Consider the following 13064-nt stretch of genomic DNA (forward strand, 5'->3'; position numbering starts at 1 on the left):
CCAGGCGCTGCTCGACGCGCAGCCGGCCATCGACCACAAAGCGGATTTCAGATTCCAGCCGCCCGACTTCAGCACTGGCTTCATAAAGCTTGCCCTGGGCCTGGTTAACCTGGTCGCCGGCCGCATAGTGCGCCTGACGTATGGTTTCGAGGTCGGCCTCGATATGGCGCAGGTCGGCCTGACGGCTTTCAAGGTCGTTCACCGATTTTTCAGCGTCCGCCTTCACCCTGACCTGGTCCGCCTCGCTCTCGGCGCGCTTCAAAAACCACAACTGGTGCTGCTTTAGCGTGCCGCTGGCCTGCAGCGTGTTGTAGCGCAGGGCGACCTCGGCCTGCTTCTCCAGCCGTTCCAAGTTGGCATTGAGCTCGCGCAGGATGTCCTCCACCCGGGTCAGGTTTTCGCGCGTGTCGGACAACCGGTTGGCGGTTTCGCGGCGGCGCTCCTTGTACTTGGAAACCCCGGCCGCTTCTTCGAGGAAGAGGCGCAATTCTTCAGGCTTGGACTCGATGATGCGGCTGATCGTGCCCTGACCGATGATGGCGTAGGCACGCGGACCGAGGCCGGTGCCGAGAAACACGTCCTGCACATCGCGGCGGCGCACTGGCTGGTTGTTGAGGTAATAGCTCGATGTACCATCGCGCGTCAGCACGCGCTTCACGGCGATCTCGGCAAACTGGCCCCACTGGCCGCCGGCGCGGTGGTCGGCATTGTCAAACACCAGCTCGACGCTGGCGCGGCTGGCCGACTTCCGGGTGGTGGTGCCGCTGAAAATGACGTCCTGCATCGACTCGCCGCGCAACTCCGAAGCCTTGCTTTCACCCAGCACCCAGCGCACGGCGTCCATGATGTTGGATTTGCCGCAACCATTGGGCCCGACCACGCCGACCAGTTGCCCCGGCAGCATGAAAATGGTCGGCTCCGCGAATGATTTGAACCCTGCTAACTTGATCGAATTGAGACGCACAGCTGTTTTTTTGTTTCTTGAGCTTGAAGCCAACCCGTTAATGCCTGCAGCGCTTGGCTGATGCGCTTGCACGAGATGCACCATCTTGCAGGCGGTGCACGGGCTTCAATGTTACCCGAGCGCGGGCGCGCCACACCCGGCTGGACAAGTCGGCGGCCGGCCCTGGCCCGTCGCCAACCCGAAAACCCGCGCCGGCAACGAAAATATGAACGAAATCAGCTTCAGGTCCAACAAGTACGGTTACAGTTTGCTCTATTTTTTATAGCACAGCAAAAGTAGATATCTTTTGCCCTCCGGCGAGTACGGGTGAGATGGCGGCGGCCAAGGCGGGATAATCCGGGCATGAATCCCATGCTTTCCCGCCTCCAGCCCTATCCTTTTGAGCGGTTGCGTCAACTGCATGCCGACATCACGCCCAACTCAGTCTACAAACCGATCAGCCTGGGCATTGGAGAGCCACGCCACGCCACGCCGCAGCTAATCAAGGACGCGCTAACCAGCAGCCTGGCCGGGCTGGCGAACTACCCCGGCACGCTGGGCGAGCCCAAATTGCGCCAAACCATGAGCGACTGGCTGGCGCGCCGGTATGGCGGGCTGAAAGTGGACCCGGCGACGCAAATCCTGCCAGTGAATGGCTCACGCGAGGCACTTTTCTCGCTGGCGCAAACCGTGTTGGATGCCAGCCAGCCCGGCGCAACGGTGGTCTGCCCCAATCCTTTCTATCAAATCTACGAAGGCGCGGCGCTGCTGGCCGGCGCGCAAACCTGGTTTGCGCCCAGCGAGCCGGCGCGCAACTTTGGCATCGACTGGGCGGCTGTGCCCGAAGCCGTTTGGGCAACAACCCAGCTGGTGTTTGTCTGTTCGCCCGGCAACCCGGCCGGGGCGGTGATGTCGCTGCCCGAATGGGAACTGCTGTTCAAGCTGAGTGACCGCTACGGCTTTGTGATCGCGTCGGACGAGTGCTACAGCGAGATTTACTTCCGTGACGAGCCCCCCCTGGGCGGCCTGCAGGCCGCCAGCCAGCTGGGGCGGCACGATTTCAAAAACCTGATTTCGCTCACCAGCCTGTCCAAGCGCAGCAACGTACCCGGCCTGCGCAGCGGTTTTGTCGCGGGCGACGCCAGCATCATCAAGTCATTCCTGCTCTACCGCACCTACCACGGCAGCGCCATGAGCCCGATCGTGCAGGCGGCCAGCATTGCCGCCTGGGGCGACGAGCAGCACGTCATTGAAAACCGCGCGCTGTACCGTGAAAAGTTTGCCAGAGTCACGCCCTTGCTGGCATCCGTCATGGATGTGGTCTTGCCCGACGCCGGGTTTTACCTTTGGGCGGCAATTCCAGAGGTTTTCAAAGGCTCGGACACGGCGTTTTCGCGCGAACTGCTCGCTCTTTACAATGTCGTCGTGTTGCCGGGCAGTTACCTGGCGCGCGATGCGCAGGGCTTCAACCCGGGCGCTGGCAGAATCCGCATGGCGCTGGTGGCTGGCACCGCCGAGTGCGTGGAAGCGGCAGAGCGCATCGTGCAATTCATTCAATCCAAAGTTCACTGAAAACCCAACCAAATGACTCAAGACAATCTGCAAGCCATCATCGACACTGCCTGGGAAAACCGTGCCAACTTGTCGCCTGCCGTCGCGCCCCAGGAGGTGCTGGATGCCGTTGAGCACGCGATTGAGGAGCTCAACAGCGGTAAGTTGCGCGTGGCCACGCGCGATGGCGTGGGCCAATGGACGACGCACCAGTGGCTTAAAAAGGCCGTGCTGCTGAGTTTTCGCCTGAAAGACAACGAACTCATGCGCGCTGGCGACCTCGGTTTTTACGACAAGGTTCCCACCAAATTTGCGCACCTGAGCGAGCAGGAAATGCGCGCCACCGGCGTTCGCGTGGTGCCGCCCGCCGTGGCGCGCCGCGGCAGCTACATCGCAAAAGGCGCGATTCTGATGCCCAGTTATGTCAACATTGGCGCGTATGTGGATGAAGGCACGATGGTCGATACTTGGGCTGCCGTGGGCTCCTGCGCCCAGATTGGCAAGAACGTCCACCTGTCTGGCGGCGTCGGCATTGGCGGCGTGCTGGAGCCGATGCAGGCCAATCCGACCATCATCGAAGACAACTGCTTCATCGGCGCGCGCTCCGAAATTGTAGAGGGCGTGATCGTCGAAGAAAACTCGGTCATCTCCATGGGCGTGTACATCGGCCAGAGCACGCCGATTTACGACCGCGAACTGGATAGCGTCAGCTACGGCCGTATTCCAGCCGGCTCGGTTGTGGTCTCGGGCAACCTGCCCAAGGCGGGCGGCAAATACAGCCTGTATTGCGCGGTGATCGTCAAGCGGGTCGATGCCAAGACGCGCGCGACAACCAGCCTCAACGACCTCCTGCGCGACTGATCCAGACCGCGGATTGCGGGTAAATTGATGATGATCAAAGGGTAGCTATGAGCACGATGGAAAGAATTCTGCGTTTGATGGTGGACAAAAAAGCCTCGGACGTTTACCTTTCGGCGCACTCGCCCGCGCTGATCAAGATCAACGGCCAGGCCATTCCCATCAACGCGCAGATTTTGCCGCCGGACGCTCCGCGCAATCTGCTCGCCGAAATCCTGCCACCGGCCCGAATTGAAGAGCTGGAAGAAATCGGCGAGCTCAACATGGCCGTGTCCATGGAGGGTCTGGGCAACTTTCGCATCAGCGGCTTCCGGCAGCGCAGCAGTTATGCGGCGGTGATTCGCTATATTCCAAGCCAGATTCCGGCTCTTTCCAGCCTGAATGTGCCGCGCATACTGGGCGATCTGGTGATGGAAAAGCGTGGTCTGCTCCTGATGGTCGGCTCCACCGGCGCCGGCAAGAGCACCACGCAGGCCGCTATGCTGGACCACCGTAACGCGACCGCGCCGGGGCATATCCTGACGATTGAGGACCCGATCGAGTTCCTCTTCACCAACAAGAAGTCCGTGGTCAACCAGCGCGAAGTGGGTAGCGACACGCAGTCACTGCAGGTGGCGCTGAAAAACGCGCTGCGCCAGGCGCCAGACGTGATCCTGATCGGCGAGATCCGTGACCGCGAAACCATGTCGGCGGCAATTGCCTATGCGCAGTCGGGCCATCTGTGCCTGGCCACCATGCATGCCAACAACAGCTACCAGGCCTTGAATCGCATTCTGAGTTTTTACCCCGTTGAAGTGCGGCCGACCATGCTGGGCGACCTGGCGGCGGCCCTCAAGGCCGTTGTGTCGCAGCGCCTGCTGCGCAGGGAGAACGGCACCCGCACCCCGGCGGTAGAGGTCATGCTCAATACCAAACTGGTGGCCGAACTGATCGAAAAAGGCGACTTTTCGGGTGTCAAGGAAGCCATGGAGAAATCACTGGCCGAAGGTTCGCAAACCTTTGAGCAAGACATTGCCAGGCTGATTGTTGAAGGCACCGTGACACGCAAGGAAGGCCTTGCGCATGCCGACTCTCCGACCAATTTGATGTGGCGGCTTGAGAACGACTTTTCGGCGGCCAAGGCCAAGGCGGCAGAAGCGGAAGAAGACCCGGATAACGAGCCCTCCTTCACTGAAATTACGCTCGACGTCAGGTATTAGACAGATGGCCCCCACACTTGCCACTGCGTGTGTTGCGCCGCCCCCTGTTGGGGCCGCTGTCGCTGTGCCTGCAGCCCGAAAAAGCCGGCTCCGCGGCCTCTGCTGGCGGAAAGACCAAGCCCGGCTCACAAATGCACCCACGCCCGCCCCTGCCTGGGCTCCGTTGCCTCCGCTTTTATCCGCCTGCCATGCACCAACCGGTACTACCGCATGAGTTCCACACTGCGTCTGGCTGAACAGCTGATTTCACGACCTTCCGTCACGCCTGACGATGCGGGCTGCCAGGCAATCCTGGTTGAAAGGCTTTCGCCGCTCGGTTTCAAGTGCGAAACCATCGTCAGCGGCCCTGAACATTTCCGGGTCACCAATCTTTGGGCAAAATTCGAGGGTTTTAGTCCTCAGGTCCAACAGATATCGGTACATAACGCTATTGATTTAATAGCAGATTCAGCGATTGACATGGCCAGGATCAAGACCCTGGTCTTCGTGGGGCACACCGACGTGGTCCCTACCGGCCCGCTGGAGCAATCGCACAGCCACCCGTTCACGCCCAGCCACCGGGACGGCAAGTTGTACGGTCGCGGCACGGCGGACATGAAAACCTCGATTGCCGCCATGGTCGTGGCGATCGAGGAATTTTTAGCCTTCCATCCGCAACCCTCCCTGTCGATTGCCTTGCTCATTACCAGCGATGAGGAAGGCCCGGGTATCGATGGCACGGTGGTGGTCTGCGAACAGCTCAAAGCGCGGGGCGAGGCGCTGGACTACTGCATCGTCGGCGAGCCCACATCAGTAAGGCAGCTCGGTGACATGATCAAAAATGGCCGGCGCGGCACTTTAAGCGGCAAGCTGACTGTCAAGGGCATGCAGGGGCATATTGCCTATCCGCAGCTGGCGAAAAACCCGATTCATCTGTTTGCGCCGGTTTTGGCCGAACTGGTGGCCACCCGCTGGGATGAGGGCAATGATTTTTTTCCAGCCACCAGCTGGCAGGTATCAAACATCCATGCCGGCACGGGCGCGTCCAACGTCATTCCGGGTGATCTGGTGGTGGACTTCAACTTCCGCTTCTGCACCGAATCCACCCCCGAGAGCCTGCAGCAGCGCCTGCAGGCGGTGCTGAGCAAGCACCAGCTCGAATACGACCTGAAATGGACGTTGGGCGGCCTGCCCTTTCTGACCACCCCGGGCACGCTGGTAGCAGCAGTACGCGGCGCCATCCACGCCGAAACCGGCCTGGCAACCGAACTGTCCACCACAGGCGGCACCAGCGATGGCCGTTTCATCGCCAAAATCTGCCCGCAAGTCATCGAACTGGGACCGATCAATGCCTCAATTCACCAGATCAACGAGCATGTCCTGGTGGCATCGCTCGAACCGCTAAAAAACATCTACAAGGGCGTTCTGGCGCGCCTGGCCGCAGCATGAGCAATGCGATTCCCGACACGACAGTGACCGTGCCGGCTTTGATCGACCTGATGGCGGCCCGGCTGGAAGATGCCGGCCTGAGTTTTTCCGACGGCTACGGCCACGGCACGACCAACGCCTTCGACGAAGCCGCCTGGCTGGTGCTGTGGCAGCTCGGCCTGCCGCTTGACGACCTCGATTCAGTGGAAAACAGGCCGGTAACCCCAGTCGATCAAGCGCGGGTCGCGCTACTTCTTGAAACCCGCATCACTTCCCGCAAGCCGGCTGCCTACCTGACCAATGAAGCCTGGCTGATGGGCGTGCCGTTTTATGTCGATGAGCGCGTCATCATTCCACGCTCCTTCATCGCTGAGTTGCTGGCTGACGGCAGCATCGATCCGTGGCTGAGCGAACAGACGCATCGGGTGCTCGATTTGTGTACCGGCAACGGCAGCCTGGCCGTGCTGGCGGCCATGACTTACCCTGGCGTGCGGGTCGATGCCGCCGACATCAGCCCGGACGCCCTGGCCGTGGCGCGCATCAATGTGGACCGGCACCAGCTGGCGGACCGCATCACCCTGATCAAATCGGACGGTTTGGCGGCTTGCACCGGCAATTACGACCTGATTCTGTGCAATCCACCCTATGTGAATGCCGCCAGCATGGCCGCATTACCCGCTGAATTCCGGGCTGAACCCGGCCTCGCACTGGCTGGTGGCACCGATGGCATGGACTTCATTCGAAGCCTTTTTCTAACCGCCACCGCGCAAATGAACGAAAATACCGTAATGGTGCTGGAAATTGGCAATGAGCGCGAGAATTTCGAACGCGCTTTTCCGCACCTGGAGCCGCTCTGGTTCGAAACCAGCGCTGGCAGTGAGCAGGTGCTGTTGCTGACACGGGAACAGCTGGCCTGATTCCGGTTTTCCGTCTTTCGGGCATCACGCGTCCTGCCGAGCGTGCTGCTGCCCGACTAATTTTCTTGAGTCTGTTTGTCAAATGATTACCCTTAAAAATGTGGTGCTGCGTCGCGGCGCCAAAGTGATTCTCGACAGCGCGTCTGTCACCCTCAATCCGGGCGAAAAAATTGGCCTGGTCGGGCGCAATGGCGCGGGCAAGTCCTCGCTGTTTGCCATGCTCAACGGCACACTGCACGAAGACGGCGGCGAATACTACATTCCCGCGCAATGGAAAATGGCCCAGGTCGCGCAGGACATGCCCGAGACCGAGCAAAGCGCAACCAACTATGTGATTGAAGGCGATGTGGTGCTGCTGGCCGCGCAGACTGAGGTCGATGCGGCCGAAGCCAGCGGCGACGGCGACCGCATGGCCCATGCCTATATGGATTTGTACGACTCTGGCGCGCACGATGCGCAGGCGCGGGCGCAGGCCCTGATTCTCGGTCTGGGTTTCAAGCTCAGCGAGCTTGACAATCCAGTCAACAGCTTTTCCGGCGGCTGGCGCATGCGCCTGCAGCTGGCGCGCGCACTGATGTGCCCGTCGGACCTGTTGCTGCTTGACGAACCGACCAATCACCTGGATCTGGACGCGCTGGTCTGGCTGGAAGCCTGGCTCAAACGCTACCAGGGAACCATGCTGGTCATCAGCCATGACCGCGAATTCCTCGATGCGGTGACCGACGTCACGGTGCATATTGAAAGCGCCAAGCTCACGCGCTACGGCGGCAACTACAGCAAGTTTGAAGACCTGCGCGCCGAGCAGATGGCGCTGCAGCAAGGTGCGTTCAACAAGCAGCAGGACAAGATTGCCCACCTGCAAAAGTTCATTGCCCGATTCAAGGCCAAGGCGAGCAAGGCCAAGCAGGCACAAAGCCGCGTGAAAGCGCTGGACCGCATGGAAAAAATCGCACCGCTGCTGGCCGAAGCTGACTTCACCTTCGAGTTCAAGGAACCGGCGAATCTGCCCAACCCGATGCTGTCGATGCAAAACGCCTACTTCGGCTACCCTGCGCCCGAAGACGCAGCGGAAGGCACGCCGCCCACGGTCATCGTGCAAAACGTCAGCAAATCGGTGCTGGCCGGCCAGCGCATCGGTCTTCTGGGCGCCAACGGCCAGGGTAAATCGACGCTGGTCAAAACCGTGGCACGGGCTTTGGCGCCCATCAGCGGTGACATGACCGAAGGCAAGGGTTTGAACATCGGCTACTTCGCCCAGCAGGAACTTGACGTGCTGCGCCTGGGCGACAATCCGCTGGAGCACATGATCCGGCTCGTCAAGGAAGTCAGCGCCGCCGGCAAAATCAGTGGCCAGCAGACCCGCGAGCAGGACTTGCGCAGTTTTCTGGGCAACTTCAACTTTGGCGGCGACATGGTTAAGCAGGCTGTCGGCAGCATGAGCGGCGGCGAAAAAGCCCGGCTGGTGCTGTGCATGATCGTCTGGCAGCGGCCCAATCTGCTGCTGCTTGATGAGCCAACCAATCACCTTGACCTGGCCACGCGCGAAGCACTGTCGATGGCGCTCAACGAGTTTGAGGGCACCGTCATGCTGGTAAGCCATGACCGCGCCTTACTGAGAGCGGTGTGCGACGAGTTCTGGATGGTGTCGCGCGGCGGCGTCGAACCATTTGACGGCGACCTGGACGACTACCAGCGCTACCTGCTCGACGAGGCCAAGCGCCTGCGTGAGGAAGCCAAGAAATCTGCCAACAACCCGACTGTGCCGGTTGCGGATAAAACTGTAAATGCAAGCCCAGACCCGGCCAGCGCCAAAGGCATATCTGATGCCAAAAATTCTTCCAGCAAGAAAGATGACGCCCAGCGGCGCCAGCAGCAATCAGACGCGACCAAACCCTTGCGCAAGGAGCTGGACAAGATTGACCTGAAGATGCAGTCCCTCACCACGGAACGGGGCAACCTTCAAGCCTTGCTGACCAGCACCTCGGCCGCAGCAGAAATCGCCCAAACCGGAAAACGCCTCAAAGCCATTGAAAACGACCTGGGCCAGCTGGAAGAACGCTGGCTTGAACTGACCGACCAGATCGAAACCGTCACGGCGTGAAGGTGGACGCTCGGCGGCCCTTCACCGGTTTTTGACAAATTTGAAAGGGAAGCGATTTATGCCAAACGCACTGCACATGGCCGCTGACGATACAGCGATGCAAGCCGCCGTCAAACGCAGCCGCAAACTGCTCAACAAGCGCGCCATGATTGCCGCTGTCGCCAGCGCAGTGCCTGTGCCTGGGCTGGATTGGGCGGTGGATGCTGCCCTGCTTTCAAAGCTGATTCCCGAAATCAACAAAGAGTTTGGCCTGACCCCGGCGCAACTCGACCAACTGGACCCGAAGAAGCGCGACCAGGTTCAGAAAGCCGCCGCCATGGTCGGCTCGGTGCTGATCGGAAAATTCATCAGCCGCGACCTGATCATCAAGGCCACCGCAAAAATCGGCCTTCGCTTGACGGGCAAACAGCTTGCCAAGTATGTGCCGCTGGCTGGGCAATTAGTTGCAGCGACCGTAGGCTTTGCAGCGATTCGCTATTTTGGCGAGGAACACATGAAAGACTGCATTCGAGTGGCCAGGCAGGCACAGCTGGCAATTCCCCTGTTGGAACATTCAAACTGATACGGGCGTTCAATCCCACCTGGCAAAAATCCAGAAGCACAAGACAGCGCCGACAACCCATAGCAGCCAGGTCTGTGAAACGGCATAGGGATAGACCATCAGGACAACCCCACACCATGTGAGCTCGGATCTTGATGTTTTGCGGCCGCGGCGAAATGCCAGATAGCCGACGATGCCAAAAAGAATCGATCCTGCGATGTAAGACGGGCTGGGCAACTCCAGTCCCAAAGAAGCAAGACTCGCCAGTTCGTTCATGGTGCCGAGTTCGCTTTGTGGCCCCGCCGCAGGGTAAATTTCTCAAATCGTTTCACGTCCATCCTCGCACGGTCAACACAGCTGATCAATCAAAAAGCCCCGTATTACTGATTTAATAGCTGCAGAGCCAGTACCTACCGGGCTTACGATCACCAGGTTCTGCGAGACTAAAACTCACGGAAGATTGATTATGACCTCACGCCCGGACATCCTGTCCCTTGCCGAGTGCTTCAATTCAGACCGGGGGAACGCAAAAGTGGCAATGACGGGCACACCCAGGGACAGGGTGACCCATACGCTCCAATTCAACCAAAAGGCGGTGCGACCGGTCGCTGGGCGAAGTCATCACGCGCGTCGCCACGGTGACCAGAAATGAGTGCCAGGGACAGCCTTTGAAATGAGCGGCTCGGCTGCGCGAATTGCAAGTTCAAAGCTTCACTGCGCCGGGCGCCTTTTGCACACGTTGTTGTTGCGAAAAGAAGGTCCACAACAGAAGTGTCGCGTCAGGGCCTTCTGGCGCACTGAAGGCCAGGCTGCCGTCGCCACCGCTCCAGGCATGACCGAGTGTGTTGATTTCCACTTTTACGAGCCTCGGCTTTCGGCCAGCGTAATAGGTAGAGGTCTCATAGGCATGACGCGGACTGCGTCCGCCCGAGCGCGCCAGATAGCTGCGCCGGACCGGTTCGCTGCCGTTGATTGCGGCGCCGTTGAGAATTACGAATTGCTCTGCCAGCTGATCCATGTTGACGCGCCGCACGACCGGATCCCGGTTGCCGTGAATCAGCATCACGGGCATGCCTGGGAACTGCGGTTGCGCCGTTGAAAATTGGTGGGCTGTTTCGCGGTATGCCAGGATGGATCCCTGCTGCATGGCTCGGAAAGCGCTCATGGGAGAGTCGCTGGTGCCAAAGACCGGCGCCGAATGCAAACCGACCGCAGCAATCAACTCAGGGTAATGCAGAGCCACGATGGTGGCCATGCCCGCGCCAGCCGACAAGCCCGCAGTGTAGGTGCGCGAAGCGTCGAGCCGGTGTTTGCCCTGTACCTGCGCAATCATTTTGGCAATCAGGGTGGCATCGCCCACACCTTGCTGATCGGAGCGCCGGTACCAATGCCAGCAGCGGTGTCTGTCGGCCGCCGCCGCCTGCTGTGGATAAAGCACTGCAAAACCCTTGCGTTCCGCCAGTTTGTTCATCCGCGTTGCGGCGGCAAAATCAGTCGCAGTTTGCTGGCATCCATGCAGCATGACCACCAGAGGGCGAGGTGTGAGAGCCACGCCTGAGGGCAGATATAACCAGTAAAGCATGCGCCGTAACGGGGCCAGTTGCCCGGCAGCCGGCAGGGAGAAATAGGACTTTTGCCAGACGCCGGGCAAGGTGGGGCCGGGTCGGGCGGAAGCCACAGAGGGCTTGCGAAACGGCTTGACCGCTTTTGGGTGGGCAACCCTGAGAACTTTCGGAAGTTTGGCTGCCATGAGTGGTTTGGCACGCCGTTTCGGCGGGCTGCGGGCCGGCTTTGGCATCATGATGGTCAACAACTTGCGCCCCCGCACTTGTTGAGCCTTGCCCATGCGCTTGAGGTTTTTGAGCCAGAGGCTGGTCAGATTTTTTGCCATGGTGTCAGGAATTTGGAGTCGGGAGCAATGTCATGGCCACTGCGTCAGGATGAAGCCGAAACGAAGGCGCCATGGTGTGTAAATTCATTTCAAGGCATTTTGCTGCAATGCAGCAATTTCGTCTATCGGCGCTTGCCTACAGAAGGCGCCAGCCCGCCACAACATCCTGATCCCATGCTCCGGTTCAGTGCGCGACCAGTTGCAGCGCTGCAGACCCTCCCCTTGCAGGGTCCAGGCCATATCGCAGCGAATTGCGCGTGGAATGACACGCATCAAACGACGTGGCGGCCGGACCCGTTAGGATCACGGTTGACCCCAGAGCAACCTCCTTTTTCGCACTCATGCAAGATTTTCTGACCGCAGCACTGTATAAATTTGTGGAATTGCCCGATTTTGCCGAGCTCCGGGCACCGCTGCTTGCGTGCTGCGAAGCGCAAGAAGTCAAAGGCACGCTGCTGCTGGCCGCCGAGGGCATCAATGGCACGATTGCCGGAACACCCGGGGGTATCGCCGCGGTACTGGCCTTTTTACGCGCTGACCCGCGACTGGCGACGCTGGAACACAAGGAAGCGCATGCCGCCCGGATGCCGTTTTACCGGATGAAAGTGCGGCTCAAGCGGGAAATTGTCACGCTGGGCGTTCCTGACGTGCATCCGGCGCTCATGGCGGGCCAGTACGTCAAGCCAGCGGACTGGAATCAGTTGCTCGATGAACCCGGTGTGGTGCTAGTGGACACGCGCAATGACTATGAAGTGGGCATCGGGACCTTCAAGGGCGCCATCAACCCGGCGACACACAGCTTTTCAGAACTGCCCGATTGGGTGGACAAGGAAATGGCCGAGGGTGGCAAACTGGCCGCGACCAACGGTAAAAAACCCAGGGTTGCCATGTTTTGTACCGGTGGCATCCGTTGCGAAAAATCCACGGCATTTCTGCGCGCCAGGGGTTTTGACGAGGTCTATCATCTTGAAGGCGGCATCCTGAAGTATCTTGAAACTGTGCCCCAAGCCAAGAGTTACTGGCAAGGCGAGTGCTTCGTGTTCGATGAACGCGTTTCCGTCGGGCATGGTTTGAACATGGGTGACTACACGCTATGCCGCTCCTGTCGTGACCCCTTGAGCCCTGACGACCGGACATCGCCGCTATACGAGTTGGGCGTGAGCTGCGCGCATTGCCATGGCAACACCACTGAACAGCAAAAGCAGGGCTACCGCGAGCGCCAGCGCCAGGTCGAGCTGGCAGGCGCGCACCACCGGGCGCACATTGGCCTTCGGCAACCGGGCAGTGCCTGAGGTGGCCGTGACCTTCCTGCTGCCCTGCCCGCCGACCGACCAAGCCTGGCCGATTCTCTATTCCTTTCGCCGCTGCCCTTACGCTATGCGGGCGAGGCTGGCGCTGGCCGCCAGCGGCCAGGTTTGTGAGTTGCGCGAAGTGGTCTTGCGCGACAAGCCGCAGGCCTTGCTCGATGCCTCGCCCAAAGCCACGGTGCCGGTGCTGATCACTTGTGAAGGACAAGTGGTAGCGCAAAGCCTGGACATCATGCGCTGGGCGCTGGAGCAAAACGACTCCGGCCAGTGGTTGCGGCCTGAAACCGGCTCACTGCAGTCCATGCAGGCGCTGATGATCCAGTGCGACAGCGGCTTCAAACAGCACCTG

The 13064-nt window shown here is 60.0% G+C and carries 12 protein-coding genes; 9 read left to right on the forward strand and 3 right to left on the reverse strand.

The window, feature by feature from the left end; all coding sequences use genetic code 11:
* On the reverse strand, positions 1-964 hold a 964-nt coding region (locus HHJ19_RS03760; protein ID WP_296904187.1), incomplete at its 3' end, for an AAA family ATPase.
* Between the two features lie 342 nt (positions 965-1306).
* On the opposite strand from HHJ19_RS03760, the gene dapC reads away from it, so the two are divergent.
* The 7 genes from dapC (at position 1307) to HHJ19_RS03795 (ending at position 9538) form a co-directional block, all read left to right on the forward strand.
* Entirely contained in the window at positions 1307-2515 is a 1209-nt protein-coding gene (dapC, locus tag HHJ19_RS03765) for a succinyldiaminopimelate transaminase (protein ID WP_296904189.1), read from the forward strand.
* 12 nt (positions 2516-2527) lie between these two features.
* Positions 2528-3355: a 2,3,4,5-tetrahydropyridine-2,6-dicarboxylate N-succinyltransferase gene (dapD, locus tag HHJ19_RS03770; RefSeq protein ID WP_296904191.1), complete on the forward strand. Its 828-nt coding sequence runs from the start codon at positions 2528-2530 to the stop codon at positions 3353-3355.
* Between the two features lie 47 nt (positions 3356-3402).
* The gene (locus tag HHJ19_RS03775) at positions 3403-4551 is read left to right on the forward strand and encodes a PilT/PilU family type 4a pilus ATPase (RefSeq protein ID WP_296904193.1); all 1149 of its coding nucleotides are present in this window, start codon (positions 3403-3405) and stop codon (positions 4549-4551) included.
* 210 nt (positions 4552-4761) lie between these two features.
* Complete coding sequence (gene dapE, locus HHJ19_RS03780) at positions 4762-5979, forward strand: succinyl-diaminopimelate desuccinylase (RefSeq protein ID WP_296904195.1); 1218 nt, start codon at positions 4762-4764, stop codon at positions 5977-5979.
* Complete coding sequence (gene prmB, locus HHJ19_RS03785) at positions 5976-6875, forward strand: 50S ribosomal protein L3 N(5)-glutamine methyltransferase (RefSeq protein WP_296904197.1); 900 nt, start codon at positions 5976-5978, stop codon at positions 6873-6875. The genes dapE and prmB overlap by 4 nt, the downstream gene beginning before the upstream one ends.
* Positions 6876-6957: 82 nt before the next feature.
* Positions 6958-8976 carry an ATP-binding cassette domain-containing protein gene (locus HHJ19_RS03790; RefSeq protein ID WP_296904199.1) on the forward strand — a complete coding sequence of 673 codons (2019 nt, stop codon included), beginning with the start codon at positions 6958-6960 and terminating at the stop codon, positions 8974-8976.
* Between the two features lie 58 nt (positions 8977-9034).
* Positions 9035-9538, forward strand: coding sequence for a hypothetical protein (locus HHJ19_RS03795; protein ID WP_296904201.1), 504 nt, complete (start codon positions 9035-9037; stop codon positions 9536-9538).
* A 9-nt stretch (positions 9539-9547) separates the two neighbouring features.
* Here HHJ19_RS03795 and HHJ19_RS03800 read toward each other — a convergent pair whose 3' ends face one another.
* A complete protein-coding gene (locus HHJ19_RS03800; protein WP_296904203.1) occupies positions 9548-9793 on the reverse strand; it encodes a hypothetical protein in 246 nt (81 codons plus the stop codon).
* Positions 9794-10220: 427 nt separating this feature from the next.
* On the reverse strand, positions 10221-11408 hold the full coding sequence (locus HHJ19_RS03805) for a PHB depolymerase family esterase (protein ID WP_296904205.1): 1188 nt from the start codon (positions 11406-11408) through the stop codon (positions 10221-10223).
* A 341-nt stretch (positions 11409-11749) separates the two neighbouring features.
* Between HHJ19_RS03805 and HHJ19_RS03810 the strand changes: the two genes are divergently transcribed.
* Positions 11750-12700 carry a rhodanese-related sulfurtransferase gene (locus HHJ19_RS03810; RefSeq protein WP_296904207.1) on the forward strand — a complete coding sequence of 317 codons (951 nt, stop codon included), beginning with the start codon at positions 11750-11752 and terminating at the stop codon, positions 12698-12700.
* A gap of 7 nt (positions 12701-12707) precedes the next feature.
* On the forward strand, positions 12708-13064 hold a 357-nt coding region (locus tag HHJ19_RS03815), incomplete at its 3' end, for a glutathione S-transferase N-terminal domain-containing protein (protein ID WP_296904209.1).

This window comes from Polaromonas sp. (assembly GCF_012927415.1).
Lineage (GTDB): Bacteria > Pseudomonadota > Gammaproteobacteria > Burkholderiales > Burkholderiaceae_C > Polaromonas.

Coding starts and splice junctions, on each gene's coding strand:
- dapC (WP_296904189.1), top strand. CDS start 1,307: ATGAATCCCATGCTTTCCCGCCTCCAGCCCTATCCTTTTGAGCGGTTG.
- dapD (WP_296904191.1), top strand. CDS start 2,528: ATGACTCAAGACAATCTGCAAGCCATCATCGACACTGCCTGGGAAAAC.
- HHJ19_RS03775 (WP_296904193.1), top strand. CDS start 3,403: ATGAGCACGATGGAAAGAATTCTGCGTTTGATGGTGGACAAAAAAGCC.
- dapE (WP_296904195.1), top strand. CDS start 4,762: ATGAGTTCCACACTGCGTCTGGCTGAACAGCTGATTTCACGACCTTCC.
- prmB (WP_296904197.1), top strand. CDS start 5,976: ATGAGCAATGCGATTCCCGACACGACAGTGACCGTGCCGGCTTTGATC.
- HHJ19_RS03790 (WP_296904199.1), top strand. CDS start 6,958: ATGATTACCCTTAAAAATGTGGTGCTGCGTCGCGGCGCCAAAGTGATT.
- HHJ19_RS03795 (WP_296904201.1), top strand. CDS start 9,035: ATGCCAAACGCACTGCACATGGCCGCTGACGATACAGCGATGCAAGCC.
- HHJ19_RS03800 (WP_296904203.1), bottom strand. CDS start 9,793: ATGAACGAACTGGCGAGTCTTGCTTCTTTGGGACTGGAGTTGCCCAGC.
- HHJ19_RS03805 (WP_296904205.1), bottom strand. CDS start 11,408: ATGGCAAAAAATCTGACCAGCCTCTGGCTCAAAAACCTCAAGCGCATG.
- HHJ19_RS03810 (WP_296904207.1), top strand. CDS start 11,750: ATGCAAGATTTTCTGACCGCAGCACTGTATAAATTTGTGGAATTGCCC.